Raw genomic sequence first — 20,391 nt, 5'->3', positions numbered from 1 at the left:
GAGGAGTGGGACCGCTGGAACCGCATGAATACGCCTCCCTGGACGCGGTCGGCCTGCGCGACCTCATCCAGGCGCGCGAGGTGACCGCGGCCGAGGTCGAGGACGCCGCCCGGCGCGCCCTGGCCCAGGTCGGCCCCGAACTCGGCGCCCTCACCCGTCCACTGTTCGAACCGGCCCTCGTCCACGATCCCGACGGCCCGTTCGCAGGAGTCCCCTTCGTGATCAAGGACAGCGGTCCGTTCGCCCAGGGGGTTCCGTTCACCCTGGGCAGCCGCAGCATCCAGGGGGCCGTGGCCGCCGTCGACCACGACCTGATGGCCCGCTTCCGGGCGGCGGGCCTGGTGGCGCTGGGCCAGAGCACCGCGCCCGAGTTCGGCCTGAGCTTCGCGACCGAATCCGTGCGGTACGGCGTGACACGCAACCCGTGGGACCCAGGCCGGGGCGTCGGCGGGTCCAGCGGGGGGGCGGCCGCGCTCGTCGCCGCCGGTGCCGTGCCGGTGGCCCACGCCAACGACGCCGGCGGGTCGATCCGCGTGCCCGCGTCCTGCTGCGGGCTCATCGGCCTCAAGCCGAGCCGCGGCCGCACCCCCTGCGGCCCGCTCACCGGCGAGGCCGCGTTCGGGCAGCTCGTGGAGTTCGGGCTCACCCGGTCCGTGCGGGATACGGCCCATCTGCTGGACGCGGTCTCGGCGCCGCCGGTCGGCGACAAGTACCAGGCGCCGGCACCCGCGCGCCCCTTCGCCGAGGCGCTGCGCACCGACCCCGGCCGACTGCGGGTGGCCCTCGCCACCACGCCGTGGTTCGGCACCCCTGTCGACCTGCAGGTCGCCGAGGTCACGGCGAACGCCGGCAAGGTGCTGGAGTGGATCGGGCACTCGGTGACCGAGGCGCGGCCCGGCATCGACGCCGACGACATCATCGAGGCGGCCATGCTCAGCGTCGTCTCCACGGGCGGAGCGGTCCTCAGGGGCGCCCCCCGCCGCCCGGACCCGGCCTCGCTGGAGGCCGTGTCGCGTACGGTGCTCGCCGAGGCCGAGGCGTTCACCGCGCTCGACGTGCTGGCGGCGATGGAGGCCCAGGACCGCGTGACCCGGCCCGTGGGGCGCTTCTTCCTCGACCACGACCTGCTGGTCACCCCGACACTGGCCGCCCTTCCGGCACCGCACGGCACGCTGGCCTACGACGCCCCCGGCCAGACCGCACGCTCCTGGCTGCGCCGCATCTTCGCCCACGGGCCCTTCACGGCCGCCTTCAACGTCTCCGGCCACCCCGCGATCAGCCTCCCGCTGGGGCAGAGCCGGGAGGGCCTGCCCATCGGCGTCCAGCTCATCGCCGCCCACGGGCGAGAGGATCTGCTGCTCCAGGTGGCCGCCCAATTGGAACAGGCGGTGCCGTGGAAGGACCGGCAGCCGCCGGTCTACATCGACTGAGAGCGGCGGGACCTCGGCGCCTGGGCCCGCACGGGCACCGCGTGCCGGCCGACCGAGACCGGACGGCCGCGGTCCCGGCGGCCGCTCGGGCATCGCGCGCCGTCTGCGAGAATGAAAGCCCTCTCGGAGCGCCGCGGTATGCGGTGCTCGACGCCCATCAGGAGCACGCACGGTGTCGCCACAGCACGGAGCCCCCTCTTCCTCCGGGGGGCGCAAGCGCCCCTCCGGGGGCGAGGACCGCGAGCAGCCCTCCTCTGCCGGTGAACCCAAGCGGTCTTCTGCCGCCGGCGGGCAGGGGCGCCCGTCCCAGGCGCGCGAGCGCAAGCGTCCGTCCGCAGCGCAGGGCCGCGAGCGTGCCGCGTCCGCAGGCCAGGGCCGAGAGCGCGCCACCGCCGGCCACGACCACACGGCCCAGGACCGCAGGGCACCCCGCGACCGCAAGGCCTCCCAGGACCGCAAGGACCTGCAGGCCGACTGCGCCAACTGCTTCGGCCTGTGCTGCGTGGCCCTGCCCTTCGCCCGCTCCGCCGACTTCGCCGTCAACAAGCCAGCCGGGCAGCCGTGCTCGAACCTCCAGTCGGACTTCCGCTGCGGCATCCACGCACAGCTGCGCGACAAAGGCTACCCCGGCTGCACCGTCTTCGACTGCTTCGGCGCCGGGCAGAAGGTGTCCCAGATCACCTTCGGCGGCACCGACTGGCGTCAGGCGCCGAAGACGGCGCGCTCCATGTTCGAGGTCTTCCCCGTCATGCGGCAGCTGCACGAGCTGCTCTGGTACGTCACCGAGGCCCTCGACCTCGCACCGGCCCACCCCGTCCACAAGGAGCTGCGGCGGGCGCTGGCCCACATCGACGGCCTGACCCGCGGCAGCCCCGAGTCGATCACCGAGCTGGACGTGAACGCGCTGCGCGGCGAGGTCAACACGCTGCTGCTGCGGGCCAGCGAGCTCGTCCGGGCCCAGGTCCCGGGCCGCAAGAAGAACCACCGCGGAGCCGATCTGATCGGCGCGAAGCTGTCCGGCGCCGACCTTAGGGGGGCGAGCCTCCGCGGCGCCCTCCTCATCGCCGCCGACCTGATCGGGGCTGACCTGCGCGACGCCGACCTGATCGGGGCCGACCTGCGCGATGCCGACCTGAGCGGCGCCGACCTCACCGGCGCCCTGTTCCTCACCCAGGCGCAGCTGAACGCGGCCAAGGGCGACGCGGCCACCGAGCTGCCTCCCGCGCTCAGCCGACCTGCTCACTGGTAGGCGCGGGGATCACCACGGCGGTCACCACCAGCCCGTGCCGGACCCGCCACCGCCCGTCAAAGCAGTCCAGGCGCACCCCGCCCACCACCGGCCCGGGCACCTTCAGGACCGCGGTGAACGTGCCGCGCTCCGGGTCGGGCGTGATCGCGCACTGGCCGAAGTCCAGCCAGCGCCCGGTCAGCGGGAACCACGCCTTGTAGACGCTCTCCTTCGCGCTGAACAGCAGACGGTCCCAGTGCACGTCCGGGTGGGCGGCGCCGAGCCGCTCGAGTACGGACCGCTCCTCGGGCAGCGTGATCAGCTCGCGCACGCCCTCGGGGACGGGTTCGTTGGGCTCCCCGTCCACGCCGAGTGCCGCGATGGACGCGCCGCGCGCGACGGCGGCCGCGTGGTATCTCACGCAGTGGGTCATGCTGCCGACGATGCCCCCGGGCCAGCGCGGTGCCCGGCGGGCCCACTCCGGGCCGCTCCCACTGGGCACGAGCGGCCGGGGCGCCACACCGATCCGCGCCAGCGCCCGGCGCGCGCACAGCCGGACCGAGCCGAACTCCCGCCGCCGCTTCTCCACCGCACTGGCCACGGCCTCGGCCTCCTGCGGAAACAGCTCGACCCCGTCGACGGCGTCGAACAACTCGGCCACGGCGACGTCCTCGTGCAGCAGCCCCTCCAACAGCCCGCCCGGCGCCGTAGCGTCGAACACATCGCCTCCTGCTAGTTGAACAGCGGCACCGGGTGACACCCTATGCCGCCACGTCCGCTCCGCGATCAGCACCGTCCCCTGCCCGCCTCACGCGCCGTCGCCGTCGCTCAGTGTCTTGACCCCCCGCAGCAGCAGATGGGCCCACTCGGTCCGGTCCAGCAGCCCGGACGGGAAGTCGAAGGAGCTACGGCCGTCGTCCCCGTCGACCAGATCCCCCGAGAACACGGCCGGCTCCCCGCTCTTCGGATCCAGGGCTGAGGCCCCGATCTATTGGATCTTGGCGCGGGCGCCACGCCTGGCCGGACAGCCCTCGCGTCACCTGAGAGACTGCTGTCATGACCCACAGCCATGATGAGGACCCCGCGTGCGACGCCGCCCACGGCGACGCGCCCTTGGAGGGGACGCGGCCGACGCTCGTCGCGGTGTTCGCCTCCCCGGTGGCGGGTCACCTCCTGCGGTTCGGCGCTGAGCTGGGCTTCCGGCCGATCCTGCTGGAGCCGGACGCGGATCGCGGACTCAACGGCCTCCCGATGGACTCGCGCGGGCCTGTTCCTGATCGCGCCGGGTGAGGTAGCGGACGTGGTTGGCGTGGGCGTCATAGCGCCACCGGTACGGCTGGGCGCTGGCGTTGTGCCGGATGGTGAACGTGTCGATCTGCTCCATCAGGTCCTCGCGGGAGGTGAACTCGCCACGACGGAGCAGGCGGCGGGTCAGCACCGAGAAGCCAGCTGGCGTGCTTGGGCGTGTAGGTGACCTTGAATCTGGGGTGGGCGGCCCTCCGTCGTCCGTGACCCTGCGGGCTGGCCGCCGCAAGCCCCTGCGGGATCCACGGTGGAACCATTCTCCGCGACCCTGCTGTTCCATGCCATCAGGAGGAAAAGAAGATCATCCACTCACGTCCTTTACGTTGTAGATCAGACCGGGTCGACGGCCAGTTGCGAGTAGCCATTTGAACATTCCGCGTGCCCATCGGCTTCGAGCCGCCGCAACAGGCGGCAGCCTGCGGCAATGACGGGCAGCCGGGTGTCGGCAACTGACGTCTCGTCCGAGCAACAAACGAGCAACGAGAAACAGAAAGCCGTGATCGCATCCCTCGCGATCACGGCTCCGACCTGCCGAAACAGTGTCGGGACGACAGGATTTGAACCTGCGACCCCTTGACCCCCAGTCAAGTGCGCTACCAAGCTGCGCTACGTCCCGTTGCTCACCGAGGCGAGCAAGAACAACCTTAGCGCAGATCTAGGGGTCGTGTGTACGGCTGCCCCTGCGGCGGAGGCCCGTCCGCCGCGCGACGAATGCCTACGGGACCGCGCGATGTGTGGCCGGCGGGGGGACGTCTGGGGATGACGGATGATCAGGCGGCGGGGAACATAGGGCTGTGTGACTGGTGGGACGTTCGAGAGTGGGATGGGCTAATGGGGCGGAAGGCGCACATCGAGCGGGAAGAGCTGCGGCGGCTCGTCGCCGAGGGGCGGTCCAACGCGGAGCTGGCCGGGCACTTCGGGGTGACCGAGTCGGGGATTCTGCAGGCGAAGCGGAACGCGGGCCTCGCCAAGCCGATGCTCGACCACAGCAAGGCCATCCCGTGGAAACTGAATCGCGCCCACAACCAGACCGGCCCCGCCACCAATCTGAGGAACCTCTCCGCGATCGCCCAGGGCGGCGCCGTGCCACAGACCAAGATCAACACGGCTCTGCGCTGGGCACAAAGGCTGGTCGACGGTGACCTGGACATCGCCTACGGCCCGGAAGAGGGGTTCCACGAGGTGCCCGCCGGCGGGGGCTCCCACATCCGGGCCGTACTGGACGACGCGCTGGACAGGCTCGCCCAGCGGGAAGGCGTCCCTGCGGACGAGGACGACGGGTAGGGGCTGCCGGCTGGGACCCCTGGGCTACGGGGCGTGGCTGATCACTTGACCTAATGCATGCGTCGAGTCTGTTTTGCGGTCTCCATCTCGGGCAGTCGGGGGGTTACAAAGGCACACATAACCGGAGGCAGACATGACCATCACCTGGGTGGCCGTCGTTGTAGCCGCGGTGGTGGCGATCTTGGCCGTCGGCTACCTCGTGACGCAGCGACAGCGCAGGCACCGGCTCCAAGAGCGCTTCGGCCCCGAGTACGAGCGGACCGTGAGCGAACGCGACAACCGTCGCGAGGCGGAGCAGGAGCTGCTCGAACGTGAGCAGCGTCACGCGAAGCTGGACATCAGGCCGCTTGCTCCGGAGACCCGATCGACCTATTCCAAGAAGTGGACCGAGGTGCAGGAGCGGTTCGTCGACGCTCCCGGCTTCGCCGTCACCGAGGCCGACCACCTCGTGACCGCCGTCATGGCGGACCGGGGCTACCCCACCGAGGGATTCGAGCAGCAGGTGTCCGACCTGTCGGTCGTCCACGGCCCGACCCTCGACCACTACCGCAAGGCCCACGAGATCAGCAGCCGGGCGGCCAGGCAGGAGGCGTCGACCGAGGAGCTGCGACAGGCCATGGTGCACTACCGCGCCCTGTTCGAGGAGCTGCTGGAAGACACCACCGCCTCCGGCCGTGGCGACCGGGAGACCATGACCCCGGACCGCCGGGGAACCGTCGACACTGACCGCCGTGAGGCCGTGGACCCCGCACACAGGGGAACCGCCGACCGCCGTGAGGCCGTGGACCCCGGCTACAGGGGAACCGCGGACGTCAACGGCCGTGAGGCCGTGGATCGCGACCACAGGGCAGCCGTGAACGACGCTCGACTGGCCGAGGACCGTACCTCGCATCGCAACACCCAGGGAGGCTGACCAGCGATGGAATCCTATCGCCGAGACACCACAGGCGAGCCGCTCCGCGACCCGGAGACCGGCCAGGTCCTTGACCCCGCCGGCACGGCGGACGGCCGTACGGACGGCGAGCGCGCCGGCGACCGTACGGGTGAGGTCGATACCGCCTACGACCACGCGGACCACGACCGGGGCAGGCACGAGCTGACTGACGACGACGAGCTCACCGAACGCGACGACCTCACCGGGCGGAACGACTTCACCGGACGCGACGACTTCTCCGAGCCGGGGGGCATGACCGGGCGGGACGAGCCCACGGATCCGGACGGGCCCGCGGGCACCGGGTTCGCGGACGGTGTCTCCGAGCGGGACCGTGTCCCGGGTTTCGGTGAGCCGGACGCCGAAGCCGTGCGGGCGAAGCAGGACGAGCAGGCTGATCTCATCGTGTACCCGGACGAGGCCGACTACCCGACCCGGTCCGACGACGACGGCGGGCTGACGGCCGGGGTTCCCGACCTGGAGCCGGAGCCCGTCCTGGCCACGAGCGGCAGCGTGAACGACAACGACGCGCATCGCTCCGAGACCGGCCACCCGGAGCAGGGAACCGGATCCGCCGACTTCCAGCAGCGCTGGCGCGAGGTCCAGGCCGGTTTCGTCGACGACCCCCGGGACGCCGTCGAGCGGGCCGACCAGCTCGTCGAGGAGGCCGTGACGGCCCTCACCTCGCGCAGGCAGGGGCTCGTCGACCGCTGGAAGAACAGCGACCAGGGTGACACCGAGCAGCTCCGGCTGGCTCTGCGCGACTACCGCTCCCTGCTCGAAGAGCTCGTAGGGCTCTCCTACTCGACCGCCGGGCACGGAAGCCTCCCGGCTTCACAGGAAGTGAGGTAAGCGATGCTCGCCATCGCCGCGGCGATCGTCTTCGGTATCGCCTTTCTCTTCAGTCTCATCGGCACCAGCATCGGCGTCTCCACCACGGCGCTGATCGCGCTCGGGCTGTGCCTGCTGGCCCTGCACCAGGCCGGCATCGGCACCTCGACCGTCAGCGGCCACAGCTGGCGCGGACGCGCCCGCCGCTGAGCGCCAGAGACCAGCCAGAGATACACGGACCAAGCAGAGATGGGGTGTCCAGGATGAACCAGAAGGTACGGGACGTCATGACGCACCGGCCGATCTGCCTGCCCGCCGACGCGTCGGTCTCCAAGGCCGCTCGCCTCATGCGGGACCAGGCCATCGGCGACGTGCTGGTGACCAAGGACGACCGGTTGTGCGGGGTCGTCACCGATCGCGACATCGTCGTACGCGCCGTCGCCGAGGCCCGGGACGCCGACTCGACGCCCCTTGGGTCGCTGTGCAGCTCCGAGCTGGTCACCGTACGGCCCGACCAGAGCGCCGACGAGGTCATACGGCTGATGCGGGAGAAGGCCGTGCGGCGGGTGCCGGTCGTGGACCACGGCCGTCCCGTCGGCATCGTCTCCCTCGGGGACATGGCGCTGGAGCGTGAGCCCTCCTCGCCGCTCTCCGAGATCAGCGGCGCTCCCCCGAACGGCTGAGCCGCCGGGGGCCGCGACGCGCTGGAGCCGCTCTGGAGCCGGGCGAAGGCTCGGACGGGGTTTCTCAGCCGGAAGCGCGCCAAAGACGCCGTGCCGACCCAACCGGGCCTCGGGTCGCGCGGTCTGAGAGAAAGGGCGCCGCCCCGCCGGGGCGGCGCCCTTTCGCGTGCCGGGGCTAGCCGCCGAGCCGGGCGGCTCCTGAGTGGGCGGGAGGGCGCTCGCGGGCCTCTCGGTGGCCGGAGCGGGCGGCGAACTCGAACTCCTGGCGGGGGTCCTGCATGGCGCCCAGAGAGACGATCTCGCGCCGGAAGAAGAAGCCCAGCGTCCAGTCGACCAGGACGCGGGTCTTCTTGTTGAACGTCGGGACCTTCGACAGGTGGTACGCCCGGTGCAGCAGCCAGGCGGGGAATCCCCGGACCTTGTGCCCGTAGATGTTGGCGACGCCCTTGTAGAGCCCGAGGCTCGCCACCGAGCCGGCGCTCCTGTGCACGTACGGCTCGCGCCTCCCGCCGCGCAGGGTGGCCAGGAGGTTGTCGGCCAGCCGCCCGGCCTGCCGCACGGCGTGCTGGGCGTTGGCCGGGGTCGTCTCCCCCGGTCTTGTGAGGTCGGGCACCGCGGCGCAGTCACCGGCCGCGAAGGCGAAGGATGTGCCCTGGACGAGGAGGCACGCGTCGACCTTGACCCGATCGTGGGCGTCGAGCGGCAGGTCGCCGGACCTGACCAGCGGGTTCGGCCTGACGCCCGCCGTCCACACCAGGGTGTCGGCGTCGAACTCGTCGCCGTCGCTGAGCACGATGTGGTGATTCTCGGCCGATCTGAGCAGGGTGTTCGTCCGGACCTCGATGCCCCGCCCGCGGAGCTGCTCGGCGGTCCACTCCCCCATCTCGGCGCCGACCTCGGGAAGGATCTTGTCGCTGGCCTCGACGAGCGTCCAGCGCATGTCCCACGGCCTGATGGCGGGGAAGTAGCGGCACGCCTCGGTCGCCATGTCCTCCAGCTCGGCCAGGGCCTCGACACCGGCGAAGCCCCCGCCCACGAAGACGAACGCCAGCGCCCGCCGCCGTACCCGCTCGTCGGTGGTCGAGGCCACCAGGTCGAGCTTGGCGAGCACGTGGTTGCGCAGGTGGATGGCCTCTTCCAGGGTCTTGAAGCCGATTCCGCACTCGGCGAGTCCGGGGATCGGGAGCGTACGGGAGACCGAACCGGGCGCGAACACGAGATAGTCGTATTCGAGCCGGCGACCCGGCCCCTCGTAGGGCTCGAAGTCGGCCGAGCGCGAGGCCAGGTCGACCCTGGTCACCCTGCCGCTGAGGATCTCGCATCCCGGCAGCACGCGGCGCAGGAAGACCACGACGTGCCTCGGCTCCACGCTGCCGGCCGCCGCCTCCGGCAGGAAAGGCTGGTAGGTCATGTAGGAGTCCAGGTCGGCCACGGTCACGCGGGCCTCGTACCGGCGGAGCTTCCTCTGCAGGCGGAGGGCCACGAACATGCCGACATAGCCGCCTCCCACGATGAGCACCCGAGGGATTCGCTGAGTCATACCCCGGGACGTACCCCACCGGAGAGCGACATACAGAGATTTGTCAGAGCTTGAAGCGCATTACGACGTTCGTCCCGTTTGCGCCGGTTTTGAGGGTGAGCTTCTTCGTCAGCCGCCTGGCCACCCACAGGCCCATCCCGCTGGTCGAGTAGTCGTGCGGGGCGATCATGCCCGGCGCCTCGCCGGGGATCCAGTGGCCGTCGTCGTGGACGTCGACCAGGAGGTCGCCGCCCTCGCACCACACGCGCACCCGCGCCTTGGCGGCTCCGTGCGTCACGGCGTTGGTGGCGACCTCGTTGACGGCGACCAGGTAGTCGCCGATGTCCCCCTCGACCATGCCCGCCCGGCGGGCCTGGAGGGCGGCGAAGTCTCGGACGTCCGGGAGGTCTCCCACACAGAACGTCATTTCCCTGACCGCCGCGCCGGACGGAAGCGGCGAAGGGCCGCTCCCGTCCGTGAGGAAGCGGGGAGGAGGGACTTCGTCCTCGTTCACCCGATAACCGCCTCCAAGAGCGATCAGCTTGAAAGGTCACCCTGCACCCGGGGCCGCCGATTTACACCGACGAAGATACCCCGGGTTGCCGGTTCGTGAGGGAAGTGCCCCCTCCGCGTAACTTCTGTTCGGCGGTTGAGTGCCCCGGGAGGGGCGGATTAATCAGCAAGTGGCGACCAGCTGCGACCGGAGCTGGTCGAGAACCTTGCGCAGGATGCGGGACACGTGCATCTGGGAGATGCCGAACTCGGCGGCGATCTCGGCCTGGGTCATGTTGCCGTAGTAGCGCAGGAGCAGGATGTTGCGCTCGCGCTCCGGCAGCTGGTCGATCAGGGGCTTGATGGCCTCGCGGTCCACGAGCGTGGCCAGCTCGTCGTCCTCGTCCGGGATCAGGTCCCCGAGCGCGGCGGCGTCGTCGTCGGCGCCCATCGGGGCGTCCAGCGACAGGGTGCTGTACGCGGCGGAGGCGTCCATCGTGAGGAGCATGTCCTCCTCGGAGATGCCCATCCTCTTGGCCAGCTCGGCGACGGTGGGGAACCTGCCGAGCTCCTGGGTGAAGTCGGCGACGAGCCGGTTGAGCTCGGAACGCCGCTCCTGGTAGAGGCGCGGGACCCGGACGGCCCAGGTCCTGTCGCGGAAGTGCCGCTTCACTTCGCCGGTCATGGTCACCATGGCATAGCCTCTGAAGCTGTGTCCCAGCTCGGCGTCGAATCCGTTGATCGCCTTCATCAGGCCCACGTACGCGGCCTGGAGCAGGTCTTCCATGGGCTCGCCCCGGTGGAGGTACCGGCGGGAGATCTCCCTGGCCATGGGGAGGTGCATCTCGACGATCATCTCGCGCAGCCGCGCTCGCCGGTCCTCGGTGACGCCCGGCTCCACGAGCTCGCGCAGGAGGTCTTCGGCGGTGACGTCGGTCTGGGGGAAAGTGCGGTCCTCGGCAGCCATTGCTGCTCCCTCGTATGCCTTGCAAGCGAGGCGCAACCGGCAATGCCCATGCAGAGCCGACATCGCCTCGCGTACTACTGTCGAGACGAGGCCCTCTGCTGGACCTCGGCTCCAGTATTCCCTAAAAATCAAGAGTATTGCTACCCCCCAGGCAACAGTAATGTTGCGATTGACCCCCCGATGGGGTTGGCGCCATGCGCCAGGGAAGCGGCGAGGAGGCGCGTGGTGACCGTTCCAGATAGGGCAGATTCGGCCCTGACCCTTACTTCGGCGGTCGCCGAGGGGGTGCCCGTGGTCAAGGTGACCGGCATCCTCGACGCGACCACGCGGGAGCAGTTCACCGACCGGCTCGCCGAGATCGCCGACGACTACGGGCCCGATCTGGTCCTCGACCTGGCCGGCGTCACGTTCATGGACTCCCGTGCGCTCGGGCTGATCGTGCACCACTGGCAGCGCACGATGGCGGCGCAGGGCCACTTCGCCCTGGTCGGAGTGCAGTACTCCAACTCCAAGGTCATGTGGGTGACCGGCCTCGCCCAGCGCCTCCCGCTGTACGACACCCTCGACGAGGCGCTGGCGGCCTTCAGGGCCTGAACGGCGCGGCCGATCGTGAAGGACGGTCAGGACGGCGCGGCCCCGCCGTGCTTGCTCTGGTGCTCGCTGACCAGCAGGCGGGCCAGGTCGGCGACCTTGACCTGGTGGTGCTGCGACAGGCGGCGCAGCTCGTCGAAGGCCGCCTCGGACGAGCAGCCGCTGGCGTGCATGATGATGCCCTTCGCCTGGTCGATCACCGCGCGGCCCGCGAGCGCCTCCTGGAGCTGCGCCGCGTCGGTGAGCACGTCGTCGTAGTCGGAGATGTTGGCCAGGGCCACCGTGAGCTGCTCGGTGAGCAGGGTGGCGAGCGACTCGGCCGAGCCGCCGGCGAACGCGCCCGGCCGCACCGCGTACAGGCCGAGGACGAGCGTCGCGCCGTCGACGGCGATCGGCAGCACGAGGATCGAGCGCACACCGTGCTTGACGGCCGTCGCGGCGTACCGGGGCCAGCGGGGGTCGAGCAGCACATCGGTGACGACGACGTTCCTGCCCGTGGCCAGCGCCTCGGAGGAGGGACCCTCGCCGAGCGCCTGCTCCCGGTCGACCAGCGCGATCAGGTCGCTGTGGGACGCGGAGAGCATGAGCCGCTCCTCGCGGCGCAGCTCGACCGTGCCGCCGGCGCAGCCGGGCACGCCGACGGCCACGGCGCCCGTGATGCCCCGCAGCACGCTCTCCATCGAGGTGCCCTCGTGGACGCGGCCGAGGGCCGCGAGGTCCCGGGCGAGGGCGGGGCTGAACATCCTCATGGTCTCCATACAAGGCTCCCGTTTCCCTTGAATGCCAGGTTAATTCCAACCGCGAGGTGCTCATCGATGGGAAGCGTCTTCTTGACGTACGGTCTAGCAGGGGAACCCACGCTCCCCTCGGCCATACGAAGGACCACAATTGACCGACCCTACTGATGTTCCCGCGCTCGAACAGGCGCTGAGCGGGCTCACGGCCCGCATATCGTCCCTTCGCGACGCGCGCTCGGCCTACCCCGGCGACCCGGGTCCGACGCTGGACGCGGCGCTCGTGGAACTGGAGACCGCCCGCGACCTCCTGCGCGCCTCGATCGGCGAGCTGAGCAAGTCGCGACGCAGGTCGGGCGGCAAGGAGAGCAGTTCCAACCGCGAGCTGAAGCTGCTGCGCACCATCTACCGCACCATGCCGGTGCCGGTCGTCGTCCTCGACACCGCGGGCACGGTGCGGCGCGTGAACGCCGAGGCCTCCCGCCTGCTCGGCAGCCCGGACGGCTACCTGACGGGCCGGGCCTTCCCGCTGCTGGTGGACGTCTCCCGCCGGGCCGCCTTCCGCTCGCACCTGACCTCCGTGCTCCACACCGGGGAGACGGCGGCCTTCCCGACGCGGCTGGCCCACCAGGGCCGCGCCCACAACGTACGGCTCGTCCTGACCCAGCTCCGCATGCCCGGGGAGCCCCAGGAGATGATCGCCGCGGTGGCGCTGCCGGTCGAGGTGCGGATGCCGGAGCCGGGGCAGGGGGCCGAGCCCGAGTCGGCGCCCGAGGAGTCGGCCGTGATGGCCACGGCCCGGCGTCAGGAGCTGATGTCGCGGCTCACCCGCCTGCTCCTGGACGAGGAGAGCCTGAGCGAGCCGGTGGCGCTGATCCGGGCGGGCCGGCTGCTGGCCTCCCATACGGCCGACTGGGTGTTCGCCGACGTGGTCCGTAACGGCGTGGCGCAGCGGTCGCTGGTCATCGGGCCCACCAACCAGCCGGTGGCGCGCCTGGTGCAGACCCTGGAGCGCATGGACCCCTCGGCGGCCCCGCTCGTCGCCCACGTGCTCGCGAGCGAGGGGGGCGTGGTGCAGGAGATGGTCGAGGACGACTCGGTGCTCGGCGTGCTGCCCGACGGCATCCCGGTCCTGCACGCGACGCGGGCCGGTTCGGTGCTGAGCGTCCCCATCCAGGCGGGCGAGGAGACCCACGGCGTCGTCACGCTGCTGCGGCTGCGCGACCGGCCCCCGTTCGGCCTCGCCGACCTCGCCCTGATGGAGGACGCCGGCGCCCACATCGGGCTGGCCCTGCGCGCGCAGCGCCTCTTCCAGGGCAGGTCACAGGCCGCCGACACCCTGCAGACCGGGGTGCTGCCGCGCACCCTGCCGGACGTCCCCGGCTACGACACGGCGGCGGCGTACCACACCGGCGCCGGGCCGAGGGCGATCGGCGGGGAGTTCTACGACGTCTTCCGCGTCAAGAACGGCTGGGGCTTCGCCGTCGGCGGCGTGGTCGGCCAGGGCGACGAGGCCGCGTCGGTCACCGCGATGGTGCGCGGCGGCCTGCGCACGCTCAGCGTGTGGGAGGACGACCCAGGATCGGTGGTGGCCAAGCTCAACGACGCCCTGGTGATGCAGGACACCGGCATGTTCGTCATGGTGGCCGCCGGGTTCGTCACCCCCGGCAGGCGCGGGGGCCGCATCCGGCTGGCCTCGGCGGGCAACCATCCTCCCGCGGTCCTGAAGGGCGACGGCGGGGTGCGCTTCACCTCGGGAGGCGGCATGCCGCTCGGCATCGAGACGGGCGCGGAGATCCCTGTCGAGGAGGTCAGCGTCGCCCTCGGCGAGAGCCTGGTGCTGTACTCCGACGGGCTCGCCGGCTCGCGCGGCCGTACGGGCCAGGCCGAGCTGGCGTACGGCGAGGGACGCCTCACCGAGGTGCTCACGCGCTGCTCCGGGCAGTCGGCCGGCGCGGTCGTCAAGGCGGTCGAGGAGGACCACCAGGCCTTCTGCGGCGGTCAGGTGCTCGACGAGACCACCATCCTCGCCCTGCGCCGCACCCGCTGAAGGGCCCGCCGCCCCCACGCCCGTCCAGGAAACGGGCTTGCGTTCGACATGGCACGCACGGCTTCCCGCCCGTCCGGGCGGGTTCCGCCGGTGAGGCCGTACCGGGTCCGCGGGTCGCCGGGGGGTGAGATCCGGTGACCATCCGTGCGCTCAGGACAGAAGTTTCCTTTGGGACTGTCCGCCCAGGTCAGGCGCTTTCGCGGGCGCTCTATTGAGATTTTTTTACCTTGGGGGGTTTCCCCTGTTCCGGACACCGGTACACTGAGTCACAGATTCAGTGCCTAAGACGCAGGCACAACTCAGTACGTCTGTGGGTCGACGCGACCCGACTCCCCTGAGGTGTGCCATGAACATCGCCATCGTCTCCGTGCACGATCTTCCCGCCGACATCCCGGCCATCGCCCGTGAGCTCAGCAGTGCCCACCGCGTGACCGTGTACACCCGCCGCAACGCCGCCGACCGTAAGCCGCGGGTGAAGGTGGCGGCCGGCGTGACCATCGAGTACCTGACGGCGGGCCCCGCGGAGCCGCTTCCGGAGAACGCGCTCATGCCGTACATCTCCGAGTTCAGCGCGCAGCTCAGGCAGCGGTGGAGCAAGGACCGCCCCGACGTCGTCCACGCCCACTCATGGACGGGCGGGCTCGCCGCCATCGCCGGCTCCGAGGGCCTCGGCGTGCCGATCACCCAGACCTTCCACCAGCTCGGGTCGTCCCGCATCCGGCCCGGCGCCGACCGCGGCCATGCCGCGCGGGTCCGGCTGGAGCGCGCGATCGGCCGCCGGGCCAACGCGGTCATCGCCTCCTGCGACGACGAGGCCGCCGAGCTGATCCGCATGGGCGTGCCGCGCAGGAACATCGCGGTCGTCCCGCACGGCGTCGACGTCGAGCGCTTCCGCCGCCAGGGCCCGTCCCTCACCCGGAGCGACCGCCCCCGCCTCGTTCACGTCGGCCACATCACCCCCGGTGGCGGCGCGCACACCGCGATCCGTGCGCTCGACGGCATCCCCGGCGCCGAGCTGCTGATCGCCGGCGGCCCGGTGCCGGGCGCGCCCGACACCGAGCACGACCTGGAGCGCCTGCGCCTGCTGGCCAAGGAGTGCGGCGTCGAGGACCGCGTCACCCTTCTCGGACACGTCCCCCACAACGGCATCGCCAAGCTGATGCGCAGCGCCGACGTGGTGCTCTCGCTGCCGATCGCCGTCCCCAACGGCAAGGTGGCCCTGGAGGCCATGGCCTGCGGCGTCCCCGTCGTCGCCTCGGCCGTGGGCGCCCACCTCGACTCGGTGGTCGACGGCGTGACCGGCATGCTGGTCCGCTCCGACAACCCCGCCGTCCTCGCCCGCCGCATCCGCCAGCTCCTCGGCGACCTCACCCGCCGCACGGCCCTCGGCTTCGCCGGCGCCGACCGCGCCGGCTCGCGCTACTCGATGGAGCGCATCAGCCGCGAGCTGGTCCGCGTCTACGACAACGTGACGGGCCGTCAGCAGGCCGAGGCCGAGGTCGAGGAGGCCGAGGCCGCCTGAGCGGGCGCACGCTCCCCCGCCCGGCCCGAGCCCGTGTCACCCTCCGGTGGCACGGGCTCCCCCATGTCCGGACGTCTCGCTCACTCCGCGAAGCGGGCCATCCGGCGGATCTCGATCAAGCCGGATCATGCCGTCGGAGTCGATGACCGTGCGGTCGTCGAACTCGACGCTCCCGGGGCGGGCAGGCCGGGTCCCGGTGGCGATGATGATCTTGTCGGCGGGGACCTTGCTTCCCTTGCCGTGCTCGTCGACCACCTCGATGGTGTGCGCGTCGACGAACCTGCCGGTGCCGACGAGCACGTTCCGTGAAACTGTGCGAGCTCTCTGGGAACGCCAAATCGCTATAACACTGTGAGCGCGGGAAGATGCTTGCTTTCATGGGCGCATGTCGATTCGTGACGCATACATGATCGTAGCGGCGACGACGTTGAGCCTGTGTCCCAGCCCCGGCGACGGCGGGCCGTACGACGGCCACTCCCGGAGCGCGACGCGCCCGCCCGCCGTCCACGGCACGGCCTCTCCCCCGAGTGCGGCGCGGAGCCACCCTCCGCACGCCGGCCCGGTCGCGAACCGCCCTCCAAGCGGCTACGCGAGCCGCCCTGCCGGTGACGACGGCGGCCCGCCGGGCGAGGGCGACGCCCCGGGCTATCCGCCGCCCCCGGTCTACGACCACCGGTACGGGCGGCCCGGTTCCCCGCCTCCCCCGGGCGAGAGCCCGTACGGGGGGCCCGGCTCGCCTCCGCCGCCAGGGGGCCGTCCGCCCGGGGGGCCCGGCTCGCCTCCGCCGCCAGGGGGCCGCCCGCCCGGTGGGCTGGGTTCGCCTCCGCCGCCGGGCGTGCGCGCCTCCGTGCCGCCCGGCGCCCTTCCGCCGGCCGGCTCCCGGTGGGGCACGCCGGTGTTCGTGGAGGACTTCGACGGGACGGGGATCGACCGGAGCAAGTGGGAGGTGTACGACTCCCCCGGCGCCCAGGTGAACCCGCGCACGGCGCGGGCGACGGCGGTCCACGACGGCATGCTCCAGATGACCGGCGGCTTCTACGGCGGCAAGGACCTCTCGGGCGGCGTCGCGAGCCACCTGTCCCAGACGTACGGACGGTGGGAGGTGCGCTTCCGCGGGGAGGTGGGCGCGGGGTACTCCCTGGTCACGTTGCTGTGGCCGAGCAGCCAGGGCGGCGAGTACTCCGAGATCGACTTCGCCGAGGTGATCGACCCCACCCGGCGGACCGGCGGCATCTACATCCACAGGGGCGAGGCCGAGCAGGCGCAGAGCCAGGTGCGCGCCGACTTCACCCAGTGGCACACGGTGGCCGTCGACTGGCTGCCCGGCCGCCTGACCTTCTGGCTCGACGGCAGGCAGACCTGGGACTACACGGGCCCGCGCGTTCCCGAGGGCCGGCCGATGCACCTGACGCTGCAGAACGACGTGGTCTGCAACCAGTGGTCGCCCTGCCGCGACTCCTCGACGCCGAAGACGGTGTCGATGTTCGTCGACTGGGTCAGGATCTACCGCGCTCCTTGACGCGCGCCGGGGCCCTTGAGGAGCTCCGCCGCCTTGAGTCCGAGGTGGAGCAGGAGGCGGCTCTCGCCGTCGGCGAGGTCGAGGCCGGTCACGCGTTCGGCCTTCGCCAGCCGGTAGTACAGCGTCTGGCGGTGGACGCCGAGCCGCGCGGCGGTCTCGCGCGCCTGCCCTCCCTGGTCGAGGTAGGTCTCGACCGTACGGGCGAGCTCACCGTCCAGCGCCCCCGCCTCGGCCGCGAGATCGGCCAGCTCGGCCCCCGACAGGCGCACCAGCACGCGATGGACGCCCAGCTCGGCCCAGGTGGCGACGGGGGCGAACCTCGGCACCCGCTGGGCCACGCGCAGGGCGAGCGTGGCCTCCCGCCAGCTTCGCCACGCCTCGGCCGGGTCGTCGCGTGGGCCGCCTATGCCGGCGGCCGTGCCGTACATGCCCTGGACCCTCACCGCGACGGCCCGGGCCTGCGCGGCGGAGGCGAGGACGGCGGTGAGGGGGTCGCTCGCGCCGGCGAGCACCCCGCGCGGCAGGGTCCACAGCGGCGCGACCCGCCCCGAGGCGGCCTGCACGGCTATCGCGGCGACGGGGCCGGTGAGGTCCAGACCGGCCGAGGCGCGGACCTCCGGGTCGGCCGACAGCAGGTCCCGCAGGCGGGCGCCGAGGTCCTGGCGGCTGCGGGCCTCCTGGGCGAGCACGGCCGCGGCCCGGCCGACCAGGGGCGACACGCTCGCCAGGCGCAGGTCGCTCAGTGAGCCAGAGTCGAGCAGCCAGAGGTACCCGTACGTCACCTCGCGGTGGCGCAGCGGGACGCAGACCCTGGCGAGCACGCCGAGGCCCTCGTCGGCGGGGATGCGGACCGGCCCGGCCGCCGAGGCGATGCCGTAGTCCTCGAAGTAGGCGCGGACCTCGTCGGAGGCGCGGCGGCGCAGGATCGACTCGCTCCTCACCGTGTCGATGTCGCCGCTCTGGGCCGCGTACGCGAGCAACTGGAACGTACGGTCCTCCAGCGTCGCCGAGGAGTCCAGGAGGCGGGCGATGTCGTCGACGATTTCCTGCAGGTCCACCCGCCCATTGTCATACATCTGTATGAAGGGGGTAGTCGTGGCCCGTGGCGGATGTCCATGGAAGGCTATTGAGCTGCGGATTTATGGTGGTGAACATGCTCGGTTCCGTACTGCTCGCGGTCTCGCGAAGCCCGCTCGCGCGCCGCGCCGTCTCAGGTTTCCCGGTGACCCGGCGCGTGGTCGACCGGTTCGTCGCCGGCGAGGACACCGGGGACGCGCTGACCGCCGTCCAGCGCCTCACCGACGCCCGCCTGTCGGTCACCCTCGACCACCTCGGCGAGGAGACCACGGACGCCAAGGCCGCCGCCGAGACCGTCAAGGCCTACGTGACCCTGCTCGACGCGCTGAGCCCGCTCGGGCTGGGGGGCCGCGCCGAGGTCTCGGTCAAGCTGTCGGCCGTCGGCCAGGTGCTCGGCCACGACCTGGCCCTGGACCACGCCCGGGAGATCTGCGCCGCCGCGCGCGACGCCGGGACGACCGTGACCCTCGACATGGAGGACCACACCACGGTCGACTCCACGCTGTCGATCCTGCGCGCGCTGCGCGAGGACTTCCCCGCGACCGGGGTCGCCGTCCAGGCCTACCTGTTCCGCAGTGAGGCCGACCTGCGCGAGCTGTCGCACGAGGGGTCCCGGGTGCGCCTGGTCAAGGGGGCCTACGCCGAACCGGCCTCCGTGGCCCACCAGGGCAAGGGCGAGGTGGACAAGGCCTACGTGCGGTGCCTGCGTATCCTCATGGAGGGGAAGGGTTACCCCATGGTGGCCACGCACGACGACCGGCTCATCTCCATCACCGAGCTGCTCGCCGACCGCGTGGGACGTGAGCGCGAGACCTTCGAGTACCAGATGCTCTACGGCATCAGGACCGACAAGCAGGAGGCGCTCGCCCGCGCCGGATCCTCGGTCCGCGTCTACGTCCCCTACGGCGACGACTGGTACGGCTACTTCATGCGCCGCCTCGCCGAGCGCCCCGCCAACGTCGCCTTCTTCCTGCGTTCACTCCGCTCCAAGTGAGGTCTTCCATGGATGCCGTCAGCAACGTCCCCGTCCCGGCCAACGAGCCGATCTACGGCTACGCCCCCGGCAGCGCCGAGCGTTCCGCGCTGGAGGGCCGCGTCAAGGAGCTCTCCGGCTCCGCGATCGACCTGACGATGACCATCGACGGCGAGCAGCGCATGGGCTCGGGCGACGTGATCGACGTCGTGCAGCCGCACAACCACGCGCACGTGCTCGGCCGTACGGCGGACGCCTCGGCCGCCGACGTGCGCGCCGCCGTCGACGCGGCGCTGAGGGCGGCTCCGGCCTGGCGGGCGCTGTCGTTCGACGAGCGCGCCGCGATCTTCCTCAAGGCCGCGGACCTGCTCGCCGGGCCGCGCCGCGCCACGCTGAACGCGGCCACGATCCTCGGCCAGTCGAAGTCGGCGCAGCAGGCGGAGATCGACGCCGCGTGCGAGCTGATCGACTTCCTGCGGTTCAACGTGTCGTTCGCGCGTCAGCTCCTCACCGAGCAGCCGATCTCGTCGCCGGGCGTGTGGAACCGCATGGAGTACCGGCCGCTGGAAGGCTTCGTGCTCGCGATCACGCCGTTCAACTTCACCGCCATCGCCGGAAATTTGCCGACTTCTGCGGCGTTGATGGGAAATGTCGTCGTCTGGAAGCCGTCGCCGACGCAGCAGTTCGCGGCCCACTTCACGATGCGACTGCTGGAGGAGGCCGGGCTCCCGCCGGGCGTCATCAACCTGGTGACCGGCAACGGCGCGGCCGTCTCGGAGGTCGCGCTGACCGACCCGAACCTGGCCGGCATCCACTTCACCGGCTCCACCGCCACCTTCCAGCACCTGTGGGGTACGGTCGGCGCCAACATCGCCTCCTACCGGGGCTACCCGCGCCTGGTCGGTGAGACCGGCGGCAAGGACTTCGTGCTCGCCCACCCCTCCGCCGACCCCGCCGTGCTGTCCACGGCGCTGATCCGCGGCGCGTTCGAGTACCAGGGCCAGAAGTGCTCGGCGGCGTCCCGCGCGTACGTCCCGCGCTCGATCTGGTCGGCGATCCGCGACGACCTCGTGGCCACGGCCGAGTCCCTGACGGTGGGCGACGTGGCCGCCGACCTGTCGACGTTCATGGGCGCCGTCATCGACTCCCGGTCCTTCGCCAAGAACAGGGCCGCCATCGACCGGGCACACCCGCCTGCCGTCCACCAGCACCGTGCACGCGCCGCACTGCCCGTGGTCGCAGCCCTTCTTGGAAC

Annotated in this window: 22 protein-coding genes and 1 tRNA gene; 13 read left to right on the top strand and 10 right to left on the bottom strand. The window is 71.6% G+C overall.

All coding sequences use genetic code 11. The features are described from left to right. The first annotated feature begins 5 nt into the window (after window positions 1-5). Window positions 6-1,430 (top strand): amidase family protein, encoded by a 1,425-nt coding sequence (locus AB0B89_RS11485; protein WP_358551171.1) that lies wholly within the window; start codon window positions 6-8, stop codon window positions 1,428-1,430. Between the two features lie 502 nt (window positions 1,431-1,932). Continuing rightward, window positions 1,933-2,679, top strand: a complete 747-nt coding sequence (locus AB0B89_RS11480; RefSeq protein WP_358551181.1) for a pentapeptide repeat-containing protein — start codon at window positions 1,933-1,935, stop codon at window positions 2,677-2,679. On the opposite strand, the gene AB0B89_RS11475 is transcribed toward AB0B89_RS11480, so the two are convergent. The 4 genes from AB0B89_RS11475 to AB0B89_RS11460 all read right to left on the bottom strand — a co-directional run bounded on the left by AB0B89_RS11475 (window position 2,657) and on the right by AB0B89_RS11460 (window position 4,579). Continuing rightward, window positions 2,657-3,379 carry a 4'-phosphopantetheinyl transferase superfamily protein gene (locus tag AB0B89_RS11475; RefSeq protein ID WP_358551169.1) on the bottom strand — a complete coding sequence of 241 codons (723 nt, stop codon included), beginning with the start codon at window positions 3,377-3,379 and terminating at the stop codon, window positions 2,657-2,659. The genes AB0B89_RS11480 and AB0B89_RS11475 overlap by 23 nt on opposite strands. 87 nt (window positions 3,380-3,466) lie before the next feature. Beyond that, window positions 3,467-3,604, bottom strand: a complete 138-nt coding sequence (locus AB0B89_RS11470; protein WP_358551167.1) for a hypothetical protein — start codon at window positions 3,602-3,604, stop codon at window positions 3,467-3,469. 291 nt (window positions 3,605-3,895) lie between these two features. Next, complete coding sequence (locus tag AB0B89_RS11465; RefSeq protein ID WP_358551165.1) at window positions 3,896-4,096, bottom strand: hypothetical protein; 201 nt, start codon at window positions 4,094-4,096, stop codon at window positions 3,896-3,898. A 409-nt stretch (window positions 4,097-4,505) separates the two neighbouring features. Further along, window positions 4,506-4,579, bottom strand: a tRNA-Pro gene (locus AB0B89_RS11460). Window positions 4,580-4,794: 215 nt separating this feature from the next. Between AB0B89_RS11460 and AB0B89_RS11455 the strand changes: the two genes are divergently transcribed. The 5 genes from AB0B89_RS11455 to AB0B89_RS11435 all read left to right on the top strand — a co-directional run bounded on the left by AB0B89_RS11455 (window position 4,795) and on the right by AB0B89_RS11435 (window position 7,692). Continuing rightward, the gene (locus tag AB0B89_RS11455; protein ID WP_358551163.1) at window positions 4,795-5,247 is read left to right on the top strand and encodes a hypothetical protein; all 453 of its coding nucleotides are present in this window, start codon (window positions 4,795-4,797) and stop codon (window positions 5,245-5,247) included. 133 nt (window positions 5,248-5,380) lie between these two features. Next, window positions 5,381-6,160: a hypothetical protein gene (locus tag AB0B89_RS11450; protein WP_358551161.1), complete on the top strand. Its 780-nt coding sequence runs from the start codon at window positions 5,381-5,383 to the stop codon at window positions 6,158-6,160. A gap of 6 nt (window positions 6,161-6,166) precedes the next feature. Then, entirely contained in the window at window positions 6,167-7,030 is an 864-nt protein-coding gene (locus tag AB0B89_RS11445; protein WP_358551159.1) for a hypothetical protein, read from the top strand. Between the two features lie 3 nt (window positions 7,031-7,033). Next, the gene (locus tag AB0B89_RS11440) at window positions 7,034-7,219 is read left to right on the top strand and encodes a hypothetical protein (protein ID WP_358551157.1); all 186 of its coding nucleotides are present in this window, start codon (window positions 7,034-7,036) and stop codon (window positions 7,217-7,219) included. 53 nt (window positions 7,220-7,272) lie between these two features. Then, window positions 7,273-7,692 (top strand): CBS domain-containing protein, encoded by a 420-nt coding sequence (locus AB0B89_RS11435; RefSeq protein WP_358551155.1) that lies wholly within the window; start codon window positions 7,273-7,275, stop codon window positions 7,690-7,692. Window positions 7,693-7,867: 175 nt separating this feature from the next. Here the strand turns inward: AB0B89_RS11435 and AB0B89_RS11430 are convergent, their stop codons facing one another. From AB0B89_RS11430 to AB0B89_RS11420, 3 genes are all read right to left on the bottom strand, one after another. Continuing rightward, a complete protein-coding gene (locus tag AB0B89_RS11430) occupies window positions 7,868-9,232 on the bottom strand; it encodes an NAD(P)/FAD-dependent oxidoreductase (RefSeq protein WP_358551153.1) in 1,365 nt (454 codons plus the stop codon). Window positions 9,233-9,275: 43 nt separating this feature from the next. Continuing rightward, entirely contained in the window at window positions 9,276-9,638 is a 363-nt protein-coding gene (locus AB0B89_RS11425) for an ATP-binding protein (protein WP_358551151.1), read from the bottom strand. 249 nt (window positions 9,639-9,887) lie between these two features. Beyond that, on the bottom strand, window positions 9,888-10,670 hold the full coding sequence (locus AB0B89_RS11420) for a SigB/SigF/SigG family RNA polymerase sigma factor (RefSeq protein ID WP_358551149.1): 783 nt from the start codon (window positions 10,668-10,670) through the stop codon (window positions 9,888-9,890). Window positions 10,671-10,895: 225 nt separating this feature from the next. Here AB0B89_RS11420 and AB0B89_RS11415 point away from each other — a divergent pair, with 225 nt between their 5' ends. Continuing rightward, window positions 10,896-11,264: an STAS domain-containing protein gene (locus tag AB0B89_RS11415; protein ID WP_358551147.1), complete on the top strand. Its 369-nt coding sequence runs from the start codon at window positions 10,896-10,898 to the stop codon at window positions 11,262-11,264. Window positions 11,265-11,290: 26 nt separating this feature from the next. Here the strand turns inward: AB0B89_RS11415 and AB0B89_RS11410 are convergent, their stop codons facing one another. Continuing rightward, window positions 11,291-12,019 (bottom strand): GAF and ANTAR domain-containing protein, encoded by a 729-nt coding sequence (locus AB0B89_RS11410; RefSeq protein ID WP_358551145.1) that lies wholly within the window; start codon window positions 12,017-12,019, stop codon window positions 11,291-11,293. Between the two features lie 130 nt (window positions 12,020-12,149). Here AB0B89_RS11410 and AB0B89_RS11405 point away from each other — a divergent pair, with 130 nt between their 5' ends. Continuing rightward, window positions 12,150-14,045 (top strand): SpoIIE family protein phosphatase, encoded by a 1,896-nt coding sequence (locus AB0B89_RS11405; protein WP_358551143.1) that lies wholly within the window; start codon window positions 12,150-12,152, stop codon window positions 14,043-14,045. 346 nt (window positions 14,046-14,391) lie between these two features. Then, on the top strand, window positions 14,392-15,567 hold the full coding sequence (locus tag AB0B89_RS11400) for a glycosyltransferase (protein ID WP_358551141.1): 1,176 nt from the start codon (window positions 14,392-14,394) through the stop codon (window positions 15,565-15,567). A gap of 36 nt (window positions 15,568-15,603) precedes the next feature. Here AB0B89_RS11400 and AB0B89_RS11395 read toward each other — a convergent pair whose 3' ends face one another. Further along, window positions 15,604-15,867 carry a hypothetical protein gene (locus tag AB0B89_RS11395; RefSeq protein WP_358551139.1) on the bottom strand — a complete coding sequence of 88 codons (264 nt, stop codon included), beginning with the start codon at window positions 15,865-15,867 and terminating at the stop codon, window positions 15,604-15,606. An 85-nt stretch (window positions 15,868-15,952) separates the two neighbouring features. Between AB0B89_RS11395 and AB0B89_RS11390 the strand changes: the two genes are divergently transcribed. Next, window positions 15,953-17,086 carry a glycoside hydrolase family 16 protein gene (locus AB0B89_RS11390; RefSeq protein ID WP_358551137.1) on the top strand — a complete coding sequence of 378 codons (1,134 nt, stop codon included), beginning with the start codon at window positions 15,953-15,955 and terminating at the stop codon, window positions 17,084-17,086. Here AB0B89_RS11390 and AB0B89_RS11385 read toward each other — a convergent pair. Next, window positions 17,071-18,144 (bottom strand): helix-turn-helix domain-containing protein, encoded by a 1,074-nt coding sequence (locus AB0B89_RS11385; RefSeq protein WP_358551135.1) that lies wholly within the window; start codon window positions 18,142-18,144, stop codon window positions 17,071-17,073. The two genes, AB0B89_RS11390 and AB0B89_RS11385, sit on opposite strands and share 16 nt — an antisense overlap. 95 nt (window positions 18,145-18,239) lie before the next feature. Here AB0B89_RS11385 and AB0B89_RS11380 point away from each other — a divergent pair, with 95 nt between their 5' ends. After that, the gene (locus tag AB0B89_RS11380; protein ID WP_358551133.1) at window positions 18,240-19,157 is read left to right on the top strand and encodes a proline dehydrogenase family protein; all 918 of its coding nucleotides are present in this window, start codon (window positions 18,240-18,242) and stop codon (window positions 19,155-19,157) included. Between the two features lie 8 nt (window positions 19,158-19,165). Then, on the top strand, window positions 19,166-20,391 hold a 1,226-nt coding region (locus AB0B89_RS11375), incomplete at its 3' end, for an aldehyde dehydrogenase family protein (protein ID WP_358551131.1).

Origin of the sequence: Sphaerisporangium sp. NPDC049002, assembly GCF_040649355.1 — a bacterium.
GTDB lineage: Bacteria > Actinomycetota > Actinomycetes > Streptosporangiales > Streptosporangiaceae > Sphaerisporangium.
The sequence above is the reverse complement of the archived record's forward strand: the minus strand, read 5'-3'. Positions and strand labels throughout refer to the sequence as shown.